This window comes from Streptosporangium longisporum, from assembly GCF_039534895.1.
In the GTDB taxonomy this organism is placed as follows: Bacteria; Actinomycetota; Actinomycetes; order Streptosporangiales; family Streptosporangiaceae; genus Streptosporangium; species Streptosporangium longisporum.
The window spans coordinates 101180-126720 of the sequence record NZ_BAAAWD010000004.1 but is presented as its reverse complement, the minus strand read 5'-3'; the positions used below and the strand labels follow the sequence as shown (position 1 = coordinate 126720).

Sequence of the window (25541 nt, the reverse complement as noted above, 5' to 3'; positions counted from 1 at the left end):
CCGTGCTTGAAATCACCAACCTGACCCACACCTACGGCAGCGGGCCGTCCGCCCACCACGCGCTGGGCGGCATCGACCTGAAGGTCGCCGAGGGCGAGCTGGTCTGCGTCGTCGGCCCGTCCGGGTGCGGCAAGTCCACCCTGCTGCGCTCCATCGCGGGACTGCTCAGGCCCGGCGGCGGGCAGGTCGTCATCAACGGCACCCGCGTCGAGCGGACACCCGACAACCTGGCGGTGGTCTTCCAGGACTACAGCCGCTCGCTGTTCCCATGGATGTCGGTGGCCGACAACGTCTCGCTCCCGCTGCGGCGCAGGAGGATGGACCGGCGGCAGCGCACCGGGACGGCGATGGAGGCACTGGCACAGGTCGGCCTGGAGGGCGCCGCGGCCAAGTACCCCTGGCAGCTGTCGGGAGGCATGCAGCAACGGGTCTCCATCGCCCGTGCCCTGGCCTACCGCCCCGCCCTGCTGCTCATGGACGAGCCCTTCGGCTCGGTCGACGCCCAGACCCGCGAGGACCTCGAGGACCTCACCCTGCGGGTACGCGGCCTGCACAACATGACGATCCTGCTCATCACCCACGACATCGACGAGAGCGTCTACGTCGGCGACCGCGTCGTGGTCCTGTCCAAGGCCCCCGCCAGGATCGTCGGCGACCTGCGCGTGGACCTGCCCGGCCCCCGCGACCAGATCACCACCCGCCAGCACCCCACCTTCGTCCGTCTCCGCGCCGAGGTCGGCCGCCTGGTACGCGGCATCCCGGCCCCGCCCGCCCCGGCCCCCTGACCCCCGGCCCCGGACCCCGGGATCGCGACATCCCGATCCCGGGACCGGCGCCGTGAAGAGCACCCGCCGGAACCGGCGTGCCCCCCGCCCCGGGCACGCCGGCGCTCCGGCGTGGACGCCCGTCCCCTGGCGTGCCGCCCCCTCACCCACCGGCACGCCGGAAAGAGAGGATCCTTCATGAGCAACCCACAGGCACCGGTCTGGGACGTGATCGGCGGCGTCTCCCGCTTCGCCGCCCTGGCGACGATGGCCGAGCTCGGCTGCGCCGACCACCTGCGCGACGGGCCCCTGGACGTCGACGAGCTCGCGCGGCGCTGCGGCGCCGACGCGCCCGCGCTCGGCAGGGTGCTGCGCGAGCTGGCCTCCATGGGCATCGTCGCGACGGTACGGCCCGGCGTGTACGAGCTGACCGAGGCCGGAGCCACCCTGCGCGACGACGTACCGGGCTCGCTGCGCCCCGCGGTACGGATGATCTCCGAGGAGGGCTTCTGGTACGGCATGGGCAAGGTCCCGCAGACCGCCCGTACCGGCAGGTCGGGGTTCGCCGAGCGGCACGGCCCGCTGTACGGCTACCTCAAGGCCAACCCCCGGGCCGGGGCCCTGTTCAACGACTACATGGTGGTCAGGGCCAGGCCCTTCGCGGACGCGGTGGCCGACCGCTACGACTTCTCCGGCGTGCGCACGCTGGTGGACGTGGCCGGTGGCAAGGGGCACATCCTGGCCTCCGTGCTGAACAGGTATTCAAATGTGTCGGGCATTCTTTTCGACCAGGAACAGGTGGTCGACGACGCCAGGCGATTCTTCTCCGACACCTCTTTTGAAGACCGGTGCAGATTCGTCTCCGGCGATTTCTTCGTCTCGGTACCCGAGGGCGCTGACGCCTATCTGTTGAGCAGTGTCATCCACAACTGGTCCGACGAGGACTCGGTCCGGATCCTTCGCAACGTCCGCAGAGCCGTTTCCGACGACGGCCGGGTGCTGCTGGTGGAGGCCGTGGTGCCCGAGGACGACCGGCCGCACATCAGCAAGGACATCGACATGCGCATGCTCGCCCTGTTCGGGGAGGGCATGGAGCGCAGCGCCTCCGAGTACGCCGCGCTGCTGGAGGCCTCCGGCTTCCGGCTCAGCCGGCAGGTGGAGCTGACCCAGGGGGCGTCCATCGTGGAGGCCCTGCCGGTGTGACGGCCGGTGCGGCGACCGGTGACCGGTGTCACGACCGGGCCGGTGACGTGCTCCTCGCGTCACCGGCCGCCCCCTGCCCGGCGGTGCGCCGCACGCTCCACGAGGGACGCGCGCCGAGGGCGTCGAGGGCATCGAGAGGCGCGTGCTCGCCCGGCACCGCGGCGCGCGCGGCACCTGCCGGCGACGCTGCGACGACCTCCCCCACCAGAACGAGCGGGGCCCCGTCCCGGGATAGGACGGGGCCCCGCGCCGGGGGGGTCAGACCCGGAGTGTGAGGACGTGCTCGACCAGGGCGATCAGGGTCGACTTCACCGCGTCACGGGATCGGGCGTCGGTCCGCACGATGGGGATGTGCGGGGAGATCGTCAGAGCCTCCCGCACCTCCTCCTCGCCGTGGATGTGCGATCCGCCGAACCCGTTGAGGGCCACGACGAACGGCAGGCCGGCCTCCTCGAAGTAGTCGATCGCCGGGAAGCTGTCGGCCAGCCGCCGGGTGTCGACCAGCACGATCGCGCCGATCGCGCCCTTGACGAGGTCGTCCCACATGAACCAGAACCGGTGCTGACCCGGCGTACCGAACAGGTACAGGATCAGGTCGCGGTCCAGCGAGACCCGGCCGAAGTCCATCGCCACCGTGGTGGTCCGCTTCGACGGTATGTGCGAGAGGTCGTCGACGCCCGCACTGGCCTCTGTCATCACCGCTTCCGTGGTCAACGGCATGATCTCGGAGACCGCACCGACAAAGGTCGTCTTGCCGACACCGAAACCGCCGGCGACGACGATCTTCGTCGACGTCATTCCGGCGTCAGAGCCTGCGAAGCCCACTGAGCACCCTTTCAAGCAGATTGAGATCCGGCTTACCCGCATCCAGTGACGGCTGGTGAATCTGCACCAGGCCCTCGGCCGCCATGTCCGCGATCAGCACCCGGGTCACGCCGAGCGGCATGCGCAACAGGGCGGAGAGCTCGGCGACCGAGCGCACCTGCCGGGACAGCGAGATGATCGCCTGATATTCCGTGGAGAGCGTGGACAGTGTGGCGGGATCCACGCTCGCGAACGTCGCCGAGGAGACCAGAGCCTCGAGAGCGAGCTGCATCCGGGGAGCGGTCCTGCCCCCGGTCACAGCGTACGGGCGAATCAGACGATCTCGCCCGCTCTTGGCCTGAGGCGTGCTCAGGGGGTCGTCCCCCGGCCCACGCCAACCTGGTGCGTCCATATCACCCCCCTATCGCTGTACCGACTGCAGCTCGGCGCGGAGAGCAGGCGTGAGCGCCTGACCGGCACGTTCTGCGAGCAGGGTCATCTGGTAGGCCACGAGGCCCATGTCGCAGTCCGGCGAGGCCAGGACGGCCAGCGCGGAACCGTCGCTGATCGACATCGTCAGCAGGAGACCCCGCTGCATCTCGATCACCGTCTGCGCCACGGGCCCGCCCTCGAACACGCGCGAGGCACCCTGGGTGAGGCTGATCAGTCCGGCCGTGATCGCGGCGAGCTGGTCGGCGCGGTCCCGGGGGAAGCCCTGGGAGTAGGCCAGCGGAAGCCCGTCCGCGGAGACGATCACCGCGTGCGCCACCCCCGGCATCTCCTTGACGAACTCGGTGATCAGCCAGTTGAAGCCGCGGGCGGCCTGGCTGAGTTGGTTGTTCACTGCTGGTTCTCTCCCTCGACGGCGTTGGCGCGCTCACTCATCTCGGCGCGTCCCTGCCGTACGCCTTGCTGGAAACTGGACAGACGGCTGCGCACGCGCTCCGCCGATATCGGCGGCATCGGCGCGGCGGGCGCCGGCGCGGCCGTCGAGGCGGCCCCGGGGACGAGGTTCGCCTTGGGGACCCGCTTGGGCAGGCCCGCCCCGGTCACCCCGCCCTCCACGGGCTTCTTGGCGACCTCGGCGGCCGCCCACCCCTGGTCGGAGGGGCTGCTCCACGGCTGCCTGCCGGTGGGTGCGACACCGAGCGGATCGGCCTGCCGCGAGGCCTGCTGGGAAGCGGCCTGCTGGGAGGCGACCTGCTGCGGGGCCTGCGACGGCTGCTGGACCTGCCGGGGCTGACGCTGAGGAAGCGGCCGGCCCTGCTCGGGCTGCGGGGAGGAGTGCGAGATCTGCGGGATGTTCTGGGTCTCCAGTCCCTGCGGGCCCCGCCTGACCCGCTGCTCCAGCGGCCGTGGCCTGCTCTCGGCGGCGGACCGGGCCACGGGCTGTGCGGCGTGTTCGGCGTCGGACCGGTCCGGTTCGCCCTCGCCGTCGTGGTTCTGCTCCGCCTCGGGGGCGGCCTGCTGGGCGGTGCGGAACCAGTCGGAGCCCACCGCCGCGAAGATCGGCAGGAACTCCTCGGGCTCGGGCTCGGTCGGGGAGTAGTCCACCGCGGGCAGGGCCTGGGTGCTGTCCATCGGCTCGGGCCGCTGGGCCGCCCACGGGTCGGCCGAGGACGGCTCCGGCCAGGCCGAGGGGAACGACGGCGCCGGGGTCGGCGCCAGCGGCGACGACCACAGGTCCTCCACCGCGGAGGCCGACACCACCGGCTCCGACCACATGTCCGCCGACGTCTGACCCTGGACGGGAGCCGGCACGGGCTGCCCGGGCCCGCCCTGCGTCCGGCCCGCGCCCGCGAACGGGCCGGCACCGGGCGCGGAGGCGAACGGGTCGTTCGCGGAGGCGAACGGGTCGGGATTCTGCGCCGCCGCGAACGGGTCGGGATTCACCGAGGCGAACGACCCGGCGTTCTGCGCGGAGGCGAACGGATCGGGATTCTGCGCCGCCGCGAACGGGTCGGGGTTCACGGAGGCGAACGACCCGGCGTTCTGCGGCGCGGCGAACGGATCGGGGTTCTGCGCCGCGGCGAACGGGTCGGGACGCTCGGCGGAGCCGAACGAGTCCGATCGCTGCGACGTGCCGAACGGGTCGGGGTTCATCGAGGCGAACGGTCCCGCGGTGGGGGCGGACCCGAACGGGACGCCGGATCCGAAGGAACCGGACGACATGCCCTGCCCCGCCATGGCCGGCGCCGGCGTCGCGGTGGCCTGGGCCACCACCTGCGCCGGCAGCAGCACGACCGCGCTCAGGCCGCCGGTGTCCGGCCTCCTGAGCTGGACCCGGATGCCGTGGCGCATGGCCAGGCGGCCGACCACGAACAGACCCATCCTCCGGGAGACCGACAGGTCCACCGCGGGGGGCTCGGCCAGCCGCCGGTTGGCCTCGGCCAGTTCCTCGTCGCTCATGCCGATGCCGGAGTCGGTGACCGCCAGGATGACGGCGCCCATCTCGTTGCCGTTGCTGGTCACCGTGATCTTGGTGTCCTGCGGCGAGAAGAAGATGGCGTTCTCCACCAGCTCCGCGACCAGGTGGACGATGTCGTTGACGGCCTGACCGATGATCAGGGTGCCCGACTCGACCCGGAGGTTGACCCGCTCGTAGTTCTCGACCTCCGACAGCGAGGCGCGGACCACGTCGCTGAGCGGGACCGGCTCGCTCCACCGGCGGTTCTGCTCCTGGCCGGCGAGGACCAGGAGGTTCTCGGAGTTGCGGCGCATGCGGGTGGCCAGGTGGTCCAGCTTGAACAGGCTGCCCAGCCGGCCCTCGTCCTGCTCGCCCTGCTCCAGGTCGTCGATGAGGTCGATCTGGCGTTCCACCAGCGACTGGGTGCGCCGGGAGAGGTTGACGAACATCGCGTTGATGTTGCTGCGCAGGCGGGCCTCGTCGCCCGCCAGCCGGATGGCCTCGCGGTGGACCTCGTCGAAGGCCCGGGCCACCTCACCGATCTCGTCGCGGGAGACCACCCCGATGGAGGGCACCTCGATGTCGGGGGCGTGGTCGCCCGACTCGCGCAGCACCCGGACGGTCTCGGGGAGCCGGCTGCCGGCCACCTCGAGCGCCTCGCTGCGCAGCTTGCGCAGCGGCCGGACGAGCGTGCCGGCCACCCAGGCGGTGATGAGCAGGATCAGCACCAGCAGGACCAGGATCGCGGCGCCGGAGATGATGGCGCTGCGCTGCTCGGCGCTCTCCATCTCCTGGCTGCGGGCGACCACCGCGGCGCTCAGGCCGCGCTCGACGGTCCGCATGCCGTTCACCTCGGCCGAGACGGCGTTGTACCAGGCCTCCGCGCTTCTGTTCCAGTTGATCCCGATCCGCTCCAGCGGCTTGTTCTCCCGCATGAGCGACATGACCAGGGTGCGGATGGCGTTGGCCTGGATGATCTGCGAGCCGCCGACCACCTCGCCGAACTGCTCGATCTGACCGGCGGAGGCGGTCGCCCGGAAGGCGTTCTCCTCGCTCTGCTGGCTGCGGTACGCGCCCAGCAGGTCGGCCGGGTCGTCGAAGTCGAACTTGCGGTCCAGGAAGCTGACCAGCAGGGTGCCCCGCTGCCGGGCGACCTGCTCCTTGGCCCGGCTCAGCGCGCCCAGCGCGAGCGCGTCACCGATGAGGCGCTCGTCGCCACCGCTGCGTCCCAGGTCGTCGTGCAGGGTGATGAAGTCGGCGATCATGCGGCTGTACATGCCGAGGACCGCACGCGGCAGCACCCTGTCGTTGGTCATCAGCCTGCGCAGGCCGGGAAGGCCGTCGAGCCAGCGGCGGACCTGGGCGGTCTCGGTACGGATGCGGGCCGCCTGGGACTGATCGAGGGCCTCGGCGGCCTCGACGACCTCGTCGGCGCTGCGGTCGACCACCTCGCGCTGCTCCCTGACCTGGGCGAGCCGGGCACGGGTGCCGCTGGCGATGTACCAGGCGGTGCGGTCGCGTTCCTCGGCCATCTCGTGCGAGAGCGTGCCGAGGGACTGGACCAGCGAGGCGACCTCGCTCATCCGTCGGTACTCCCCTGCCGTGGACAGGGCGGTGGTCAGCTGAAGGCCGGTGAGCAGTACGGCGGCGGCGGTCGGGAGCAGGATCAGCGCGACCAGACGGGGACGCACGCGCCAGTTCGCCGGCAGAAGGCGGCTGCCCACTCCTGACGTCCGGTGGTTCCGGCGGTCTTGTGTCATCACTGGCCTACGTAACCCCTCGCCGGATTTGGAAGCGGCGGAAGCAATTTGAGCACATCCTTTATGTCACTTCGAATGGAGTAAATATCGACAGACTCCCACAAAAGGGATCTATCAGACCAAAAATCTCAGGCGGGCCGGAAGGAATCCCTCACCTCCGGAGCCTGGTGCTTGATCATCAGATGGCGGGTCACGGAGTACTCCCCGACCGCCTCCTGGCTCATGTCCTTGCCGAAGCCGCTGCCCTTGACCCCTCCGTGCGGCGCCTCCGAGGCGATGGGCAGGTGGTCGTTCACCCAGGTCACACCCACGTCCAGGCGGTGCGAGACGCGCAGCGCCCTGGCCACGTCCCCCGACCAGACCGAGGAGGCCAGCCCGTAGGGGACGTCGTTGGCCAGCCGCACCGCCTCGTCCTCCCCGTCGAAGGGCAGGGCGACCAGGACCGGGCCGAAAAGCTCGCCCTGGACCACCTCGCTCCTCTGGCCGGCACCGGCGATCAGCGTGGGCGGGTAGTAGAAGCCCGGCCCCTCACCGGGCACGCCCCCGCACAACACCGAGGCGCCGTACGCGCGGGAGCGCTCGACGAACCCGTGCACGCGCTCGCGGTGACCGGCCGAGATCAGCGGCCCGATGTCGGAGGCCGGGTCCCAGGGGTCGCCCGGCCGGACGCGCTCCAGCGTGGCACGCAGCGCGTCGACCGCCTCGTCGTACACCCCGCGGGAGATGTAGACGCGGGTCGCGGCCGTGCAGTCCTGGCCGGTGTTGTAGGTGGCGCCCATCGCCACGCCCGTGGCCATCGCGGTCAGGTCGGCGTCGTCGAAGACCAGCGCCGGCGCCTTCCCGCCGAGCTCCAGGTGGACCCGCTTCAGCGAGCCCGCGGCGCCGCGCATCACGGCGCGCCCGGTCTCGGTCGAGCCGGTGACGCTCACCATGTCCACGCCCGGGTCGGTGACCAGCGCCTGGCCCACCTCGCCGTCGCCCAGCACGACCTGGAACAGCCCGTCGGGCGCCCCGGCGCGGGCGAACAGCTCCGCCAGCCTCAGCGTGGTTCCGGGCGTCTGCGGGGCGGGCTTGACGATCACGGCGTTCCCGGCGGCGAGCGCCGGGCCGGCCTTCCACACCGCCATCACCAGGGGGAAGTTCCACGGGGCGATCGAACCCACGACGCCGACCGGGCGGCGCACCATGACCGAGGTGTACCCGGCGCTGAACACGCCCGCGCCGGTGCCGTCCAGCGAGCGGGCCGCACCGGCGAAGAAGCGGAGGTTGTCCGCGGCGAACGGCAGCTCGCCGTCGCGGAAGACCGCGGCGGGCTTGCCGGTCTCGGCGACCTCCAGCCGGGTGAGCTCCTCGGCGTCGGCCTCGACCAGGTCGGCGAAGCGCAGCAGCACCCTGGCCCGCTCGGCCGGGATCGCCGCGCCCCACTCCTCGAACGCGGCCCGTGCCCGCCGCACCGCGGCCGGCACCTCGGCGACCGGGGTGTCGGCCGGCCGCGCCAGGGACTCGCCGGTCGCCGGGTTGATCAACGTGCTGCCCATGGGACTTCTCCCGTCGTGGTGGTGCGGGGAGCCGTCAGGCTCCGGCCCGCTCGATCAGGTCGGCGGCCCTGCGCAGGCCATCCCGCCCGCGGATCTCCGCGCCCGCGGCGGCGAGCCGCTCGCGCAGCGCGGTGTCGCCCAGGAGGCGGTCCAGCGCTCCGGTGAGCTCCTCGTCGGTGAAGGCGTAGGTGGACAGCCGCACGCCGTAGCCGAGCTCGTGCATGCGCTGCGCGTTGTCGTACTGGTCCCAGAAGAGCGGCAGCAGGATCATCGGCTTGCCGAAGTGCAGCGCCTCGGTGACGGTGTTGTTGCCGCCGTGCGTGATGACCAGCTCCACCTGCGGGAGGACCGCGGTCTGCGGGACGAACTCGGCACCCCACATGTTCTCGGCCAGCTTGATCTCCTCGTGCAGCGGGCCCTTGGAGACGATGAAGCGGTACGGGGTGGTCGCCAGCACGTCGATCACCCGCTGCATGAGGGAGACGTCCGCCGAGCCGAGCGAGCCCAGCGAGAAGTAGACGAGCGCGCCTTCGCGCGAGGCGAGCGGCTCCGGGATCTCGAACGTCCCCTCGGTCTCGCGCACCGAGGAGTCCAGCCGGTGCCAGGAGGGGCCCAGCGGGCGGTCGCCGGCGTAGTCGGCGATCTCCGGGAAGACGTACAGGTTCAGGTCGCCCTCGTGGATGAAGTCCAGGTCGGGCAGGGGCGGGGCGCCCTGGGCGACGACCCACTCGTTGAAGGCGGCCCAGATCTCGCGGTGGGTGCGGTCGTATTCGGCCTCGAAGGCCGCCCACTGCGAGCGGTCCCCGGCGGGCAGCCCGGAGAAGACCGGGGCCACGCCCTCGCCGCGCACCTCCAGCGGGTTGCACGAGACGATGCGGACGAACGGCTTCCCGGCCGTCAGCAGCGCCGGGAAGGTGATGACGTTGTCCTCGACGATGACGTCCGGCCGGACGCGGCCGATGATCTCCTTCAACTGAGGCTCGCTGTACCTGGCGCCGTCGATAAGGGCGTCCCAGATCGGCTTGGTGACCGTCTCCAACTGCTCCAGCGTGGACTTCCGGTATTCCGGGGCGGTGTCCCTGATGAAGTCCTTCCAGAACTGCCCGGCGTCCTGCTCCTCATCCGACGGAGGCGCCAGATGGACCAGATCCTCCTCGAATCCGAGAGCCTCCAATTTCCCCTTCCACGAGGCCTCAGCTGCGAAGACGACACGGTGACCGCGCTTACGAAGAATGTCACCGATGCCGATGCAGTTGTTCGTCGGCCCGTAGGCACTCTCCGGCATGAACAGGATCGTGAGAGACATCACGCCTCCTTGCGTCTAGGGGGTTGTGGCTTTTGAAAAACGGTTGAATTCCCGGCTGGTAAAAACCCCGGAAAAGGGTCACTATGGACCCCGGCACAGAGCGCCGTCCTCAACGGGTGGCCTTCGACGAGCGGGGGAGCATGACGCGCAAGGGAAGGGCGGACCGGCGCCTGGATCTCATCGCGGCCGCGCACCGCGCGATCATCAGGTACGGCACCGAGGGCGTGCACCTCAACCATGTCGCCGAGGAGGCCGGGCTCACCTCCGGCGCCGTCCTCTACCACTACCCCCGCCTCGGCGAGCTGCTGGTCGACGCCCACCACGCCGGGATGGAGCGCTTCTACGAGCAGAGGCTCAAGCGGATCGCGGGCATGCGCGACCCCGCGGAGAAGCTGGTGGTCACCGTCCGCTCCGGGCTGCCGCACGGACCGGACGACCCGGACGTGCGGCTGCTCAACGAACTCGGCGGGGCCGCGTCCCGCAACAGGATGTACGCGCTCCTGCTGACCACCCTCTACGACCGCCAGGTCTCGCTCTACCAGAGCATCCTGGACACCGGCACCGCCCTGGGCACCTTCACCCTGTCCGGCGACTGCCTGACCGTCGCCCGCAACCTGGTCGCGCTCGAGGATGCGTACGGCTACCGCATAACGGCCCGCCACCCGGTGATCGGCCCGCAGGAGGCGGCGGACCTCATCCTCGACTACGCCAGGACCGCGACGGGTCACCCGCTCAAGTCGTCTCATTGAGGGATCAGCACCCCGTCCTCGTCCGCCCAGCCCAGCGCCACCGGTGAGCCGGCCTGGACCCGCGTGGCCCCCTGCACGGCCGCCAGCACCGGCGCCGGGCGCCCGGCCACCAGGACCGACACGTGCGAGACGCCGCCGTAGAAGCTCACGTCGACGACCTCTCCGCGCAGCACCCCGTCGGCGCCCAGCCGCAGCCGCTCGGGCCGCACCGCGAGCAGCGCGGGCGTGCCGTCGGGCAGCGTGGACCTGCCGGGAAGGATGCCGAGCCCGTCCGCGGCCAGGCCGACCGAGCAGGCCCGGCCGGCGAAGAGGTTGTTGGCGCCGACGAAGCCCGCGACGAACGGGGTGCGCGGGCGCTCGTACAGCTCGACCGGGGCGTCCACCTGCTCGACGCGGCCGGTGTCGAAGACCGCGATCCGGTCGGCCAGCGACATGGCCTCCTCCTGGTCGTGGGTGACCACGACGAAGGTGATGCCGACCTCGTCCTGCAGCCGCTTGAGCTCCAGCTGCATCTCCGCGCGCACCTTCTTGTCCAGCGCGGACAGCGGCTCGTCCAGCAGCAGCAGGCGCGGGCGTTTGACGATCGCGCGGGCCAGCGCGACCCGCTGCCGCTGACCACCGGACAGCTGCTGCGGCCTGCGGGAGGCCATCGCGTCCAGGCCGACCTTCTCCAGCACCTCGCCGACCCGGCGGCGCACCTCGGAGCGGTCCAGCCGCTCCCGCTCCAGGCCGTAGGCCACGTTCTTGGCCACGGACATGTGCGGGAAGAGCGCGTACGACTGGAACATCAGGTTGACCGGGCGGCGGTGGGCCGGCCTGGCGAGCAGGTCCTCGCCGTCGAGCGTGACGGTGCCCTCGTCGGGCGACTCGAAGCCCGCCAGGATCCGCAGCAGCGTCGTCTTGCCGCACCCGCTGGGGCCGAGCAGCGCGAAGAACTCGCCCTGCCGGATCTCCAGGGAGACGTCCGACAGCGCCGTGACGTCGCCGAAGCGGCGGCTGACACCCGTGATCTTCAGCATCAGGACAGGGACTCCGTCAGTCGGGTCATCCGCTGGGCCACGATCACCACGGTGAAGCTCACGAGCAGCAGCAGCGTGGCCAGCGCGTTGATCTCAGGGGTGACCCCGAAGCGGACCATTGAGTAGATGACGATGGGCAGGGTCGGCGTGGTGGGGGCCGCCGTGAAGAACGCGATGACGAACTCGTCGATGGACAGCGTGAACGCCAGCAGCGCCCCGGCCAGGATGCCCGGCGCGAGCTGCGGCAGCGTGACGCGGGTGAACGTGGTCAGCGGGGTCGCACCCAGATCCCTGGACGCCTCCTCCAGGGAGGTGTCGGCGTGGGTGAGCCGGGTGCGGACCACCGCGGTGACGAACGCCATGCCGAACACGGTGTGCGCCAGCAGCACCGAGTGCAGGCCCAGGGTCGAGCGGATCGTGGCGTAGAAGACCAGCAGGCCGATGCCGAGCACCAGGTCCGGCAGGACCGCGGGCAGCACGCTGAACGCGTCCAGCGTCCGGGACCGGGTGTGGCGGGCCAGGCCCACGGCCAGCAGGGTGCCCAGCACCGTGGCCAGCGCGGTGGAGCCCGCGGCCACGATCAGCGTGTTGACCAGGCCCTCGCGGATCCTCTCGTCCTGGGCGAGCACGCCGTACCAGTCCAGGCTGAACCCCTCGTAGACATAGGGGGACTCCCCGGCGTTGAACGACATCGCGACCAGCACGACGATCGGGGTGTAGAGGAAGACGTACGACAACCAGAAGGGCACGTACAGCAGGCGGGATCTACGCACGTCGGGCACTCCAGGCCTGCAGCAGCAGCAGGACGACCAGCACGGCCAGCAGCGCCAGCACGAGGGTGGACCCGAACGGCCAGTCGCGCGCCTTGAGGAACTGGTCCCTGATCAGGTTGCCGACCATGATGGAACGGCCGCCGCCGAGCAGCTCGGGGATGATGAAGTTGCCGAAGCTCGGCACGAACACGAACAGGCAGCCGGTGAACACCCCCGGCAGGGTCAGCGGCAGCGTCACCGAGGCGAACGTGCGCGCCGGTGAGGCGCCGAGGTTGGCCGAGGCCTCGCGCAGCTGCGGGTCCAGCCGCTCGATCGCCGCGTACAGCGGCAGCACCATCAGCGGCAGGTAGGAGTAGACCAGCCCGGCGACGATGGTGCCCCGGTTGTAGAGCAGCTCCAGCGGCCGGTCGATCAGCCCCAGGTCCAGCAGCGCGCTGTTGACCAGCCCGGGGCCGCTCAGCAGCACGATCCAGGCGTAGATGCGGATCAGGAAGTTCGTCCAGAACGGCAGCACGATCGCGACCAGCGCGATCGTCTTCCACCTGCCCGGCAGCCGGGCGATCAGGTAGGCCGTCGGGTAGCCGATCAGCAGGGTGATCAGCGTGGCGGCACCGGCCAGCTGCAGCGAGCCGACCAGCACCTCCAGGTAGAGCGGATCCACCAGCCGGGTGAAGTTCTCCCCGGTCACCTCGTAGACGATCCCGCCGAAACGGCCCCTGCGGAACAGCGTGAAGGTGATCAGCAGCGCCAGCGGGACCAGCAGCAGGACGATCAGGTACGTCAGGCCCGGCCCCAGGAAGACGAGCCTTCCCAGGGCACGCGACCGGCGCGCCCGTGACCTCACGGACGCGCCGGAAACGGTGGAACGTGTCACTGCTTGGTCGCGACCTCGGTCGCGAGCCTGGTGAACTTCACCGAGTCCTCGCCCAGGTCGATGATCGACTCACCCTTGAGCAGGTCGGACGGGGTCATCTGGAGCGGGGCGTTGTCGGCCTTGAGCTTGGCGTCCATGGCGTCCATGGCGGCCTTGTTCGGGACCTTGTAGAGGATGTTCTCCGCGGCCCAGCCGTGCACCTTCGGGTCCAGGATGTAGTTGATGAAGGCGTGCGCCGCCTCCTTGTTCTTGGAGGACTTCAGCACGACCATGGTGTCCACCCACAGGTCGCTGCCCTCCTGGGGCACCACGAACTTGATGTTCTTCTCGGTGGTCGGGCACCAGCCGTCCCACGCCTCGACCATCACGGCCTCGCCGCTCTTGAGCTTGTCGCCGAAGGTCGTGTCGTCGTAGCCCAGCAGCTTCGGCTTGGCCTTGAGCAGCTCGGCCTTGACCTTGGCGATCTCCTCGTCGCTGCGGGTGTTGACCGAGTAGCCCAGGGCCTTGATGGCGGGCAGGGCCAGCCAGCGCTCGGTGGTCATCATGGTGACCTTCTTGAGCGCCTCGGCCGGCGGGTCGAGGAGCTGCTTCCAGCTCGTCGGGGCGGTCTTCATCAGGTCGGACCGGTAGCAGATGCCGGTCGTGCCCCAGGTGTAGGGGACCGAGAAGACGTTGCCCTTGTCGTAGGAGAGTTCCTTGGCCTCGGGGTAGAGGTTCGCGAGGTTCGGGATCAGCTCGGGGTGCAGCGGCTCCAGCAGGCCGGCCTCGTTGAGGGCCTGGGCGTACTGGCCGGAGACGAAGGCCACGTCGAGGCCGGTGTCGGCCCCGCTGGTCAGCTTCGCCATGGCCGCTTCGTTGGTGTCGTGGAGCGTCACCTTGAGGTCGGTCTTGAGCTTGCTCTTGACCTCGGTGGCCAGCTCCTTGGGGGTGTAACCGTCCCAGACGGTGATGGTGACGCTCTGCTTGGACAGGTCGGCGTTGGGGTCGAGCTGCGCCGACGAGGCACCGGCGGCCGGGGCCGCCGCGGTGTCGGCGGGTTCCCCGCCACAGGCCGAGATCGCGAGCGCGAGGCCGGCGGCCAGGGCGGCGGCCGGAAGACGACGGATGTGAGTGCGGGGCACGGCCGCTACTCCTTAAGAATTCAGTGTAATTGGGGTAGACCGGCCGTAGGGGACACGGCAGACCAAAGCAGGAGTGTTGCAGTCAACATTAACTTGAGCAAGACTGCCCCCGACATCACCCCTGGAAAGTTTGATCCGTTTGTTAAATCCATGTTCAATCTGGGACAGGCTGGACACGGTTCCCGAGGTCGGCGACGGGCGGACCGCCGCCCTTCTCACCGCTCTGACCTGCGAAGACAACGCCCCCTTCGCGGTACGGCACTTCCGGCCCCTCCCCGGCGAGATCGCCGGACGTCTTTCAATCGACACTCAATCGTCATCGGCCGCCGGGCCCTCAGGAACGGTCGAACGGGGCTTCGACGTCGATCAGACCAACCGCTCCGTGGTCGTCGGCGAGCGGGTGGTGGTCAAGTGGCTCACCCCGCCCGCGCCGTTCCCCCAGCCCGCCCCCGACGTGTTCGCGCACCTGACGTCGGCCGGTTTCACCGCGACCGCCACGCCGTACGCGTCCGTGTCGCGCCGCGGCGCCGACGGCACCGAGGTGCTGGTCGCCCTGGTCACCGCCTACCTGCCCGAGGCCAGGGACGGCTGGGAGTGGTGCGTGGACGAGGCCGCCGCCGGGCGTACCGGCTTCGCCGCCGACCTGGGCGTCCTCGCGGCCGGCCTGCACGCGGCCATGGCGACCCCCTCGCCGACCTTCCCCGACCCGGTACGGCACGCCGTGCCCGTGCCCGCCCCGGCGAAGGGGTCCTGGTGGCTCCGGGCGGACGAGGCGCTGCGGGAGGCCCTGGCCCTGACCGGCGGCGAGGACGGCGACTGGCTGGCGGAGCGCTCCGGCGCGCTCCGCGCCGGCCTGGCCCCGCTGGCCGCCCCCGCCGGTGCCGGTGCTGAGACCGCAGGCACCCCGCTGATCCGCGTCCACGGTGACCTGCACGTCGGCCAGGTGCTCCGCTGGCGGGACGGGTACGCGGTGATCGACTTCGACGGGAACCCGACCGTCACCGGCGCCGACCCCTTCCAGCCCGCCGCCCGCGACCTGGCCCAGCTCACCACCAGCCTGGAGCACGTCGGCCAGGTCGCGATCCGGCGCCGCGACGCCCCCGGGCCGATGATCGCCGAATGGGCCGCCACGGCCCGCGCCGTCCTCCAGGAGGCTTACCTGGAGCGCCTGACCGCCCTGGGGCACGCCGCCCTGCTGGACCGTTCCCTGCTCGGCGCGTTCGAGATCGAGCAGGAGTGCCGCGAGCTGGTCTACGCCGCCCGGCACCTGCCCCGCTGGCGCTACGCCCCGATGGGCGTGCTGCGCTCCCAATACCCGTGACCGGCGCCGCTCCCCCGCGACCCGCGTCCCGGGGTCCCCGGGGTTCCTGGGTTTCCCGGGGTCCCCGGCGGCCCCGCCCGCGTCCCCGAGGTCCCCGTCCCCGCCGAAGGAGAGCACGTGATCCCCGACCTCTACCTCGCCGACCTGGAGGCCAAGCCCGCCGCGCTGGCCGGGCTGGCGGACGCCCTCGCGTCCGCGGATCCGTTCTCGGCGATCCCCTCGCGGATCCGGCGGGTGCTCCTGCTGGGCATGGGCAGTTCCCGCTACGCCGCCCGGGTGGCCGCGCTGCGCCTGCGATCGGCCGGGGTGGACGCGGTGGCCGAGTACGCCTCCGCCGCCGCCTCCTACCCGCCCGGCCCCGGGACGCTGGTGGTCGCGATCTCCGCCACCGGCGGCAGCCGGGAGACCCTGGACGCGGTCGCCCGCCACCGGGGGCGGTCCTTCGTGCTCGCGCTGACCAACGTCCCGGGCTCGCCCGTCACCGAGGGCGCCGACCTGGTGGTGCCGATGCTCGCGGGCGAGGAACGCGGGGGCGTGTCCTGCCGGACGTTCCAGCACACCCTGGCCCTGCTGCTGGCGCTCGCCGACCACCTCTCCCCCGCGGACGGCCTCGGCCCTTCCGGCGATCCCGTCGCTCCCGGCGATTCGGCCGCTCCCGGTGATTCCGTCGCTCCCGGCGGTCCAGCCGTTCCCGGCGCCTCCGGCCGGGACATGCCCGGCCTGCTGCTGCGTACCGCCGAGGCGACCGCGGACCTGCTCGACCGGCGCGGCGAGTGGCTGGCACCCGCGGCGGCCCTGCTCGACGGCCCGCACGGCGTCTACACGATCGCCCCGGCCGAACGCCTGTCCTCGGCCGAGCAGTCGGCCCTGATGTTCCGGGAGGGCCCGCGCAGGCCGGCCGACGCGTGCGAGACCGGCGACTGGGCCCACGTGGACGTCTACCTCACCAAGACCCTCGACTACCGCGCCGTCCTGTACCCCGGTTCCCGCTACGACGAGCAGGCCATGGACTGGATCCGGCAGCGCGGCTCCACCGTCCTGGCCGTCGGCGGCGAGGTGCCCGGCGTCGCGGACCGTGTCCGCTACCGGCACGACGACGAGCCCGACGTCGCGCTGCTGACCGAGACGCTGGTGGCCGAGCTCGTCGCGGCCCGCTGGTGGCTGGCCCAAGGCTGACGCCCGCCTCGGCACCGGCGCGCGGCCCAGCGTCGTAGCCCTCCTCGGCACCGGCGCGCGGCCCAGCGGCGGCGCGCGGCTCAGCGCCGATGGGCGGCCCGGTGCGCGGCGCCGGTGGCCCGCTGGCCCGTCACAGGCGGTCCAGGCCGTTGAGGACGCGTTCCAGCAGGTCGGGGCCGGGACCGGCCGCGTCGAGCCGGGGACGATGGACCCGTACCAGCCCCTCGGCCTCCATGTCGGAGACCAGGACGCGGGTGACGCCCAGCGGGACGCCCAGCAGCGCGGAGATCTCCGCGACCGAGCGGATGCGCCGGCACAGGTCGCCGATCAGGCGGTACTCCCGCGCGTAGGACAGACCGAGCCGGACCCCGGCCGAGGTCGAGACCAGCGCCTCCATGGCGAGCGTGGCACTGGGAACGGTGCGCCCGCCGGTCACCGCGTACAGCCGGACCAGCGAGCTCTCCTCGTCGGCCGGTTCCCCGTACGCGGGACCGTGGCCGGAGGGGGAACGCTGCCCGGTCCCGTGGACGTCGCCCCACACGGTCACTCCTCCCGGTTCATGAGCTCGTCGCGGGCCCTGCGCACGCCCCGCTGGAAGCCCGACATCCGCTCGCGCATCCGCTCGGCCGCGACCGGGGCGTCCCGCACCGGCCGCTCCTGCGACTGCGGCTGCTGTGGCGGCCGGGTCCCGGGCCCAGGTCGTGCGGGCGGTGCGGGCGGTGGCACCGAACCCGGCACCAGGTTGGCCCCGGGAGTACGCCGGGGCAGGCCAGCCGCGGTCGTACCGTCCCGCACGGGGGCGTTCGCCACCCGGGCGGCCCGCCAGCCGCCGTCACCCGGTGAGGACCAGGGCCGGGGCTCGGCGCGGGGCCCGTCCGGGGCGGCACCCGGACGCGGTGACGGCCCGGCGCCCGGACGCGACGTCCCGGCACCCGGCTCGGACGACGGACCGGCACCCGGCTCGGACGGCGGACCGGCGCCGGGATCCCCGGCGGGCGGAGCGACCCGGGCCCCGGCGGGCGGAGCGACCCGGAACCAGCCCGACTCGACCGCCGCGAAGATCGGAAGGAAGTCGTCCTCCGCCGACGGGACCTCCACCCTGGGCAACGGCCCGGTGTCCACCGAATCCGGCCCGCCGACGGGGTCGTACGGACCCGGGAGAGCACCGAACGAATCGGTGGGGGTCGCGAACGGGTCCGGCGGCTCCCCCGGTCCGCCGGGCGGGCGGAACCGCTCCACCGGCGGGCTCCACACGCTCGGCCCGGCCGGCTCCGCGGCCCCTCCCCACGGGGGCACCGACGGCGTCCGTACGCCGGGGCCGGGGGAGGTCACCGGCGCGGAGAGCGGCGAGCCAGGACCGTACGGGAACGACGGCCCGCCCACCCCTGCCAGGTCCCCCGGGAACGGTCCGGCCGCGTCCACCGGACGGCCCGGGAACGCTCCGGCCGCATCCGCGGGATACCCCGGGAACGGCTCGGCGTCCCCGGGGCCGTCCCCCGGCGGGAGGGCGGTCACGCCCGCCGGCAGGGACACCGGGGGCCGCGCGGGGTCGTCCGGCAGGGCCGTGGCGGGTGGCTGGACGAGCAGCGACTCCGGGAGCATGACCATCGCGGTCAGGCCGGAGCCCTGGGGACGCAGCTGGACGCGGATGCCGTGCCTGGAGGCGAGGCGGCCGACCACGAACAGGCCCATGTGCCGGGCCACCGAGGCGTCGGCGGTCTGCGGACCGGCCAGGCGGTGGTTGAACCGCGCGATCTCCTCCGGGGTCATGCCGATGCCCTGGTCGGTCACCGAGACCATCACGCCGCCGTCCCCGCCGATCCTGGTGCTGGAGACCGTGACGCGGGTGCCGGCCTGCGAGAACGAGACGGCGTTCTCGACCAGCTCGGCCAGGAGATGGACCACGTCGCTCACCGCGGGGCCCGCCACGGCCACCTCCGTCCGGACCAGGTTCGTCACCCTGTCGTAGCCTTCGACCTCCGACAGCGCGGCCCTGATCACGTCCATGAGCTCGACCGGCCGACGCCAGCGCCGCGCCACCTCCTGCCCGGCGAGGACGAGCAGGTTCTCGCTGTTGCGGCGCATCCGGGTGGCGAGGTGGTCGAGCCTGAACAGGTCGGCCAGCCGCTGGTCGTCGCGCTCGCCGCGTTCCAGCCGCTCGACCAGGCTGAGCTGCCGCTCCACCAGCGTCTGGCTCCGCCGGGAGAGGTTGACGAACATCGCGTTCACGGTGTGGCGCAGCCTGGCCTCGTCCCCCGCCAGCCGCACGGCCTGCCGGTGGACCTCGTCGAACGCCCGGGCGACCTCGCCGATCTCGTCGCGGCCCGGCACGCCGATCGGCGACACGTCCGCGACGACCTCGCCGTCGCGCGACTCGCGGACCTTCTGGACGTACGCGGGCAGCCGCTCCCCCGCGACCTCCAGCGCCTCCCTGCGCAGCCGCCGCAGCGGCCCGACCAGGGATCGCACCACCCCGGCGGTGATGGCCAGCACGAGGACCAGCAGGGCCGCGACGGACCCGGCCACCAGCAGCGCGTGGCTCCGCTCGGCCTCACCGAGGTACCGGCTGCGCGCCACGATCTCCTGGGCGTGCCGCTTCTCCACCTCGCGCATGGTGTCGACGACGGCGCCCGCCGCGTCGTACCACCCCTTGGCGTCGTCCTTCTCCGCCGGGTCCAGCCCTCTCAGGGTGGCCCCCGAGGCCGCGCGGAGCCGGACCAGCCCGCGCAGACGCTCGGCCCGGTCGGCGACGGGACCGTTGACGGTCTCGTCGAAGAGGCGACGGTCGCGGGCGGAGGCCTCGGCGGCGAAGGCCGCGCGCTCGTTGCGCTCGGCGGAGACCGCGCCGAGGAACCGTTCCAGCCGCTCCTGCTCGAACCGGCCCGCGACGAGCACCACGGTCAGCAGCGCCCGCTGGAACGACAGCGCCTCCTTGGCGCGGGCGAGCGCGGTCAGGGCCAGCGCCTGCCCGAACAGGACGTCGTCGGCACTGCCCTTGCCGAGCTCGCCGTACACCGACAGCAGGTCGGCGATGACCGCGGTGTAGGCGGTGATGACCGCGTCGGACCGCATGGGCGTCCGCAGAGCCTGGTCGCGCAGCGCGCGGAGGCCGTCCAGGCGGGTGATCACGGTCTGGATCTCGGCGCGGGTACGGCCGCTGACCTCCTCCGCGAGCAGGACGCCGCTCTCCCGGACGCGTTCGGCCGCGCCGTCGGCCAGATCCATCTGTGCCCGTACGTCCTCCAGGCCGCTCGCCGGGCGGTCGAGGGCGACGAACCACGCGGTGCTGCCACGTTCCTCGGCCAGTTCCTGGGTGAGCGCGCCGATGTGGCCGCAGAACCGGGCCAGGTCGTTGACGCGCCGGTAGTCGTCGGCGGCGCGCATCGAGGAGATCACCCAGGCGGCACCGAGCAGCGCGGCGGCGATCGTGGGCACCAGGATGAGCGCGACGAGCCGCCGTCGCACCCGCCAGTTCCGCATGCGCAGGCTCTCGCCCACCGCGTGGATCGTGTATCCGCTCACCGAACGCTGCCTCTCGGTGGATGAACCTCCTGGCCGAATTCCCTGATTCCGGCAATTCGAGCACATATCAACCTGTGAGGCCAAGCGAACACGAGCCAACAAACACGCATTTTTCTTGAAATGCATACTTCAGCCGTTAGGCTGGTCGACACCGGAATTGCGAATTCCGGTTGACCCAATTCCCCGATGAGGCATTTTCGGACCGGAGAGCCTCTTTCCCTCCTTTCCCGATCGCCACAGGAACACCACCGGCGCACTCCTCTTCGAGGGCGACAATGACGCGGTTCCCGCCATTTTCCAGCCGTGACCACCGGCGTCCCCCTCGCCGGACACCACTCACCACGCCCGGCCTGCGAGGTCACGCCCCCAAGGAGACCCCGGTGGCACCGCGAGGAGAAACGGGCCCGCGTCATGCGGGGAAAGGGTCACCGCCCACGCGGGACGGACCGGAAACAAGAGCCTCATCGGGCCGTACGCCCGGACGAACAACGCGGGAATGCCCCGGCGTCATCCCAACGCATACGCCCGTCACCCGTCACCCGGTAAGGGCAGGTGAGACGAGCCGATTCCTCACCGGAGATCCGCGACGACGAGCCCTGATCGCGATCCCGGCCTGCACGCCGAGGGCGTTCACGCGAACGGCGGGAAAGCGCCGGCCGGAACCACGGAACACCATCCGCACCCCGTCCCACCACCGGGCCCCACCACTGAGCCCCGCCACCGGCACCCGGCCGACGGCCCCCACCCCGAACGGCCCGTCCCCGTCCCGGACGCGGCGTCACGCCCGGCGTCACGTCCGGCCCCGCGACGTCCTACACCGACGTGCCGTACGCCGTGCGGACCCGCAGGACGTGCTCGACCAGGGTGATCAGGGTGCCCTTGACGGACTCGCGGGAACGCGCGTCGGTCCGCACGACCGGGACGTGCGGGGCCAGCGTCAGCGCCTCGCGCACCTCGTTCTCGTCGTGGGGGAACTCCCCGTTCCAGCCGTTGATGCCGACGACGAAGGGGAGCCTGGCCTCCTCGAAGTAGTCGATCGCCGGGAAGCCGTCGGCCAGCCGCCGGGTGTCGATCAGGACCACTGCGCCGATCGCGCCGCGGACCAGGTCGTCCCACATGAACCAGAACCGGTGCTGGCCGGGCGTGCCGAACAGGTACAGGATCAGGTCGCGGTCCAGCGACAGACGGCCGAAGTCCATCGCCACCGTGGTGGTCGTCTTGTTCGGCGTCAGCCCCAGATCGTCGACCCCGACGCTGGCGTCGGTCATCACGGCCTCGGTGGTCAACGGCACGATCTCCGACACCGACCCGACGAACGTGGTCTTGCCGACACCGAACCCGCCCGCGACAACGATCTTTGTTGACGTCAGGCCACCCTGGTTAGAGCCTGCGAAGTCCACTGAGCACCCTTTCGAGCATGTTGAGATCCGGCCGTCCCTCGTCGAGGTGCGGCTGGTGGATCCGGACGAAGCCCTCGTCGACCATATCCGCCACCAGTACGCGGGCCACGCCGAGCGGGACCCTCAGCAGCGCCGAGATCTCGGCGACCGACCGGTACGAGCGACAGAGTCTGATGATCGCATCCTGCTCCGGCGTGAGCATCGCCAGATCCTCCTCCATGATGAAGGAGGAGGAGACCAGTGTCTCGATCGCCAGCTCGAAACGGGGTTCGGACCTGCCACCGGTGACGGCGTACGGGCGGAAGAGGGGCTCCTCGTCCCCGGCGGTGTCACCCCCGAGCACGGTCCCCTCCCGGCGGCAGGCCGGACGCGGTCACTACCGGCCCCGGAAGGACTGCAGCTCGGCGCGGAGCGCCGGGGTGAGCACCTGCCCCACCCGCTCGACGAGCAGCGTCATCTGGTACGCCACCAGGCCCATGTCGCAGTCGGACGAGGCCAGCACGGCGAGACAGGAACCGTCGCTGATGGCCATCACCAGCAGCAGGCCGCGCTCCATCTCCACCACGGTCTGGGTGACGGCGCCTCCCTCGAACACCCGGGAGGCTCCCACGGTCAGGCTGAGCAGACCGGCCGCGACCGCGGCGAGCTGGTCGGCCCGGTCCGCGGGGAACCCCTCCGAGCTCGCGATCCTCAGGCCGTCGGCGGAGACGCACACCGCGTGCGCGACGCCGGGCGTGCCACGGACGAACTCGGTGATCAACCAGTCGAACCTGCGCGCCTCATGACTCAGGGGCGTCACGAATCCTCCTCCTTCTCGCCCGGTCGCCCGGTGGCGGTCTCGACCACTTCGGCACGGCCTCGCCGTACACCTTGCTGGAAGCTCGACAGGCGGCTGCGCACCCTCTCGGGTGAGAGCGACGGCACGGGAGAGGACGGCGCGACGGCGGTCCCCGGCACCAGGTTCGCCCGGGGGGTGCGCTTGGGCAGGCCCGCCGCGGTGATCCCGCCGAGCGAGGGGTCGCTCGCCGCCCGGGCGGCCCGCCACCCGGCGTCGGCGGGGGTGCTCCAGCCGTCCGGCCTGTCGTCGTTCGACCTGTCGTCATTCGACCCGTGATCATTCGACCCGTGGTCGTTCGGCCCGTCGTCCGCCCGTGCCACCTCCCGGACGGGCCCGGGATCCGGCTCGGGCTCGGGCGTACCGGCCGAAGGGGTGTCCTCCCCGGCCGTCCGTTCACCCGGCTCGGCGGCCCGGCGGAACCAGGCCGACTCGATCGAGGCGAAGATGGGCAGGTACTCCTCCTGCTCGTTCTCGAACGGGGAGAGCCTCGACGTGGGCATCGCCTCCGCGCTCTCGTCGTAGGGGGACAGGTCCCCGCCGGACGGGGCCGGAGCCGAACCGTTCCCGCCGTTGACCTGGCGCTTGGGAAGGGGCGGGCCGCTCGCCGGGCCCGCGGGAGCCGCCCAGCCCTGCGGGGTGTGCTCTGCGGGCAGCGGGACCGAGCCGAACGAGGAGACGTCCGGCAGGGACGCCTGCCCGAACGGATCCCCCCCGGACGCGTCACCCCCGGACGCGTCACCCCCGAACGAGGGATGCCCGGACGCGTCACCCCCGAACGGGGAATGCCCTGACGCGTCGTACCCGAACAGGGGATGTCCGGACGAGGAGAGCCCCGAAGGCACCTGCCCGGCCGGTGCCCGTCCGTACGGGTCCTGCTCAAACGACGGGTGCCCCGGGAAGGGCTGCGCCGAGGTCCGGGCCGGGAGGTCGTACGAGGCGTCCGGCTCCGCGCCCCACGAGGGGGTCCGCACCGGCCGGACCTCCTGGATCACGATCTCCGAGGGCAACAGCACCATGGCGACGAGGCCGCCCCCCTCCTGCGGGCGCAGCTGGACCCGGATGCCGTGCCGCAGGGCCAGACGGCCGACCACGAACAGTCCCATCCGGCGCGACACCGACACGTCCACCACGGGCGGGTCGGCCAGGCGGCGGTTCGTCTCGAAGAGCTCGTCGTGCGACATGCCGATGCCCTGGTCACTGACCGCAAGCAGCGCGCCGCCCCCCTCGATCACGCTGCTGGAGACCGTGATCCCGCCCTGCCGGGGCGAGAACTGGATGGCGTTCTCCACCAGCTCGGCGACCAGGTGCACGACGTCGTTGACCGCGCTGCCCGCGATCGAGATCGTCCGGTGCACCCTGACCTGGACGCGCTCGTAACCCTCGACCTCCGACAGGGAGGCGCGGACGACGTCGATGAGCTCGGCCGGCCGGGTGCGCCTGCGGGCCGGCTCGTGACCGGCGAGGACCAGGAGGTTCTCGGAGTTGCGCCGCATCCGGGTGGCCAGGTGGTCGAGCCTGAACAGGTCGGCCAGGCGTCCGCCGTTCTCCTCGGTCTTCTCCAGGCCGTCGATGAGCGAGATCTGCCGTTCGACCAGGGTCTGCGTGCGGCGCGACAGGTTGACGAACATCGCGTTGATGTTGGAGCGGAGCTCGGACTCCTCCGCGGCCAGCCGGATCGCCTGCCGGTGGACCTCGTCGAACGCCTTGGCGACCTCGCCGATCTCGTCGGTGGTCCCGACGGAGATGGGGGCGATCTCGGGCGTGCGCGCCTCACCGGAGAGCCTCAGGTGACGTACGGCCTCGGGAAGCCGGAATCCGGCGACCTCCAGCGCCTCGGCCCGCAGCCGGCGCAGCGGCGTCACCATCGACCGGGCGATGACGACCGTCAGGCCGAGGACCAGCAGGAGCAGCAGCAGGATCAGGGCGGACGTGATGATCGCGTTGCGCTGCTCGGTCTCCTCCAGCATGCGGGCCCGCAGGACCACGGAGGCGGCGACCTCGGTCTCGACCTTCCGCATCCGCTCCAGGATCGTGGAGTTGTCCGAGAACCACTGCCTGACCTCGTCGAAGTCCGACAGCAGCCGCCCGGTGTGGTCGGGGTCCCCGGCCAGGACGATCGCCCTGGCCTTGGTCAGCTCGGCCCGGTACACCCGTTCGTCGACCAGCGCGGCGGCCAGGAGCCGGGCGTTGGCCGGGCTCGCCTCGACGCTGAAGTCCGTCTTGTACTCCTCCATCCGGGAACGGGAGGCGATGAACTTCTCGACCTCCTGCGCGTTGACCAGCGCGGGCGCGTAGTACCCGGCCAGCAGGCGGGCGCGCTGCCGGGAGACCTCCTCCTTGGCGTACGCCAGCGCGCTGAGCGCCCGGGTGTCACCGATGATCTCCTCGTCGTCGCTGACCAGCGTGAGCTCCTCGTGGAGCCGGAGCAGCGGGGAGATCATGAAACTGTATCGTTCCAAACGCGGCGTGCCCGGCAGCCGGCGCAGTTCCTCCAGCCCCTTCAGCTGGTAGGTCACGTTCTTGGCCGCCTCGACGACCCGGGTCCCGTAGGAGTCGTCCATCGTCGCGACGGCGGGCAGCACCTTCGCGACCAGCGCGTCCACGGCCGCGCGCTGCGCGTCGGCGCTCTCCTTCAGGCTCGCGGTGGAGGGCTGGAAGGAGGCCCAGGCGTCCTTGTCACGTTCCGATCCGAGGGCCTGGGCGAGGTCGCGCAGGGTTCCCGAGTGCTCCGCCGCGACGGCGGTGCGCCGGTATCCGGCCACACCGTCGACGGAGGCCACCACGCGCGTGCCGGCGAGCACGACGCCCACCGCGGTCGGCACCAGGATCAGGGCCGTGAGACGCGAGCGCACCCGCCAGTTCCTCAGGCCGAAGCGGGCGGCAGGCCGCCCGCCGCCGTCGGACGCCGGGGGCCGGAGGCTCTCGGATGTGGCCGTCGTCACCGCTCTCGCTACTCCTCAATCACG

21 protein-coding genes are annotated in these 25541 nt (G+C 71.8%); 5 read left to right on the top strand and 16 right to left on the bottom strand.

The window, feature by feature from the left end; translation table 11 throughout:
- Window positions 1-2 precede the first annotated feature (2 nt).
- Both ABD832_RS03695 and ABD832_RS03690 read left to right on the top strand, forming a co-directional pair.
- Window positions 3-785: an ABC transporter ATP-binding protein gene (locus ABD832_RS03695; RefSeq protein WP_344888260.1), complete on the top strand. Its 783-nt coding sequence runs from the start codon at window positions 3-5 to the stop codon at window positions 783-785.
- A 177-nt stretch (window positions 786-962) separates the two neighbouring features.
- Window positions 963-1967 carry a methyltransferase gene (locus tag ABD832_RS03690; RefSeq protein WP_344888257.1) on the top strand — a complete coding sequence of 335 codons (1005 nt, stop codon included), beginning with the start codon at window positions 963-965 and terminating at the stop codon, window positions 1965-1967.
- A 258-nt stretch (window positions 1968-2225) separates the two neighbouring features.
- On the opposite strand, the gene ABD832_RS03685 is transcribed toward ABD832_RS03690, so the two are convergent.
- From ABD832_RS03685 to ABD832_RS03660, 6 genes are all read right to left on the bottom strand, one after another.
- On the bottom strand, window positions 2226-2765 hold the full coding sequence (locus ABD832_RS03685) for a GTP-binding protein (protein WP_344888254.1): 540 nt from the start codon (window positions 2763-2765) through the stop codon (window positions 2226-2228).
- A gap of 7 nt (window positions 2766-2772) precedes the next feature.
- Window positions 2773-3183 (bottom strand): DUF742 domain-containing protein, encoded by a 411-nt coding sequence (locus ABD832_RS03680; protein ID WP_344888251.1) that lies wholly within the window; start codon window positions 3181-3183, stop codon window positions 2773-2775.
- 9 nt (window positions 3184-3192) lie between these two features.
- Entirely contained in the window at window positions 3193-3615 is a 423-nt protein-coding gene (locus ABD832_RS03675) for a roadblock/LC7 domain-containing protein (RefSeq protein ID WP_307562194.1), read from the bottom strand.
- Window positions 3612-6869 carry a sensor histidine kinase gene (locus ABD832_RS03670; RefSeq protein WP_344888243.1) on the bottom strand — a complete coding sequence of 1086 codons (3258 nt, stop codon included), beginning with the start codon at window positions 6867-6869 and terminating at the stop codon, window positions 3612-3614. Before ABD832_RS03670 ends, ABD832_RS03675 begins: the two co-directional genes overlap by 4 nt.
- Window positions 6870-7066: 197 nt before the next feature.
- Complete coding sequence (locus tag ABD832_RS03665) at window positions 7067-8476, bottom strand: aminobutyraldehyde dehydrogenase (RefSeq protein WP_344888240.1); 1410 nt, start codon at window positions 8474-8476, stop codon at window positions 7067-7069.
- A gap of 34 nt (window positions 8477-8510) precedes the next feature.
- Window positions 8511-9782, bottom strand: coding sequence for a glycosyltransferase (locus tag ABD832_RS03660; RefSeq protein ID WP_344888238.1), 1272 nt, complete (start codon window positions 9780-9782; stop codon window positions 8511-8513).
- Window positions 9783-9865: 83 nt separating this feature from the next.
- On the opposite strand from ABD832_RS03660, the gene ABD832_RS03655 reads away from it, so the two are divergent.
- On the top strand, window positions 9866-10531 hold the full coding sequence (locus ABD832_RS03655; protein ID WP_344888235.1) for a TetR/AcrR family transcriptional regulator: 666 nt from the start codon (window positions 9866-9868) through the stop codon (window positions 10529-10531).
- Here the strand turns inward: ABD832_RS03655 and ABD832_RS03650 are convergent.
- From ABD832_RS03650 to ABD832_RS03635, 4 genes are read right to left on the bottom strand one after another with little or no spacing between them, the layout of a single operon-like run.
- Window positions 10525-11550: an ABC transporter ATP-binding protein gene (locus ABD832_RS03650; RefSeq protein ID WP_344888233.1), complete on the bottom strand. Its 1026-nt coding sequence runs from the start codon at window positions 11548-11550 to the stop codon at window positions 10525-10527. The two genes, ABD832_RS03655 and ABD832_RS03650, sit on opposite strands and share 7 nt — an antisense overlap.
- Window positions 11550-12323 (bottom strand): ABC transporter permease, encoded by a 774-nt coding sequence (locus ABD832_RS03645; RefSeq protein ID WP_344888230.1) that lies wholly within the window; start codon window positions 12321-12323, stop codon window positions 11550-11552. The genes ABD832_RS03650 and ABD832_RS03645 overlap by 1 nt, the downstream gene beginning before the upstream one ends.
- Entirely contained in the window at window positions 12316-13167 is an 852-nt protein-coding gene (locus ABD832_RS03640; protein WP_344888227.1) for an ABC transporter permease, read from the bottom strand. Before ABD832_RS03640 ends, ABD832_RS03645 begins: the two co-directional genes overlap by 8 nt.
- Before the next feature lie 26 nt (window positions 13168-13193).
- A complete protein-coding gene (locus ABD832_RS03635) occupies window positions 13194-14318 on the bottom strand; it encodes a polyamine ABC transporter substrate-binding protein (protein WP_344888224.1) in 1125 nt (374 codons plus the stop codon).
- 382 nt (window positions 14319-14700) lie between these two features.
- Between ABD832_RS03635 and ABD832_RS03630 the strand changes: the two genes are divergently transcribed.
- Window positions 14701-15639 carry a hypothetical protein gene (locus ABD832_RS03630; RefSeq protein ID WP_344888221.1) on the top strand — a complete coding sequence of 313 codons (939 nt, stop codon included), beginning with the start codon at window positions 14701-14703 and terminating at the stop codon, window positions 15637-15639.
- 117 nt (window positions 15640-15756) lie between these two features.
- Complete coding sequence (locus ABD832_RS03625; RefSeq protein WP_344888219.1) at window positions 15757-16815, top strand: SIS domain-containing protein; 1059 nt, start codon at window positions 15757-15759, stop codon at window positions 16813-16815.
- Window positions 16816-16945: 130 nt separating this feature from the next.
- On the opposite strand, the gene ABD832_RS03620 is transcribed toward ABD832_RS03625, so the two are convergent.
- The 6 genes from ABD832_RS03620 to ABD832_RS03595 all read right to left on the bottom strand — a co-directional run bounded on the left by ABD832_RS03620 (window position 16946) and on the right by ABD832_RS03595 (window position 25517).
- Window positions 16946-17356: a DUF742 domain-containing protein gene (locus tag ABD832_RS03620; RefSeq protein ID WP_344888216.1), complete on the bottom strand. Its 411-nt coding sequence runs from the start codon at window positions 17354-17356 to the stop codon at window positions 16946-16948.
- Window positions 17357-17358: 2 nt separating this feature from the next.
- On the bottom strand, window positions 17359-20337 hold the full coding sequence (locus tag ABD832_RS03615; RefSeq protein WP_344888213.1) for a sensor histidine kinase: 2979 nt from the start codon (window positions 20335-20337) through the stop codon (window positions 17359-17361).
- A gap of 812 nt (window positions 20338-21149) precedes the next feature.
- Window positions 21150-21737 carry a GTP-binding protein gene (locus ABD832_RS03610; RefSeq protein WP_344888210.1) on the bottom strand — a complete coding sequence of 196 codons (588 nt, stop codon included), beginning with the start codon at window positions 21735-21737 and terminating at the stop codon, window positions 21150-21152.
- Complete coding sequence (locus ABD832_RS03605) at window positions 21718-22080, bottom strand: DUF742 domain-containing protein (protein ID WP_344888207.1); 363 nt, start codon at window positions 22078-22080, stop codon at window positions 21718-21720. Before ABD832_RS03605 ends, ABD832_RS03610 begins: the two co-directional genes overlap by 20 nt.
- Window positions 22081-22113: 33 nt before the next feature.
- Window positions 22114-22536: a roadblock/LC7 domain-containing protein gene (locus ABD832_RS03600; RefSeq protein ID WP_413224160.1), complete on the bottom strand. Its 423-nt coding sequence runs from the start codon at window positions 22534-22536 to the stop codon at window positions 22114-22116.
- A complete protein-coding gene (locus ABD832_RS03595) occupies window positions 22533-25517 on the bottom strand; it encodes a sensor histidine kinase (RefSeq protein WP_344888205.1) in 2985 nt (994 codons plus the stop codon). Before ABD832_RS03595 ends, ABD832_RS03600 begins: the two co-directional genes overlap by 4 nt.
- Window positions 25518-25541 lie beyond the last annotated feature (24 nt).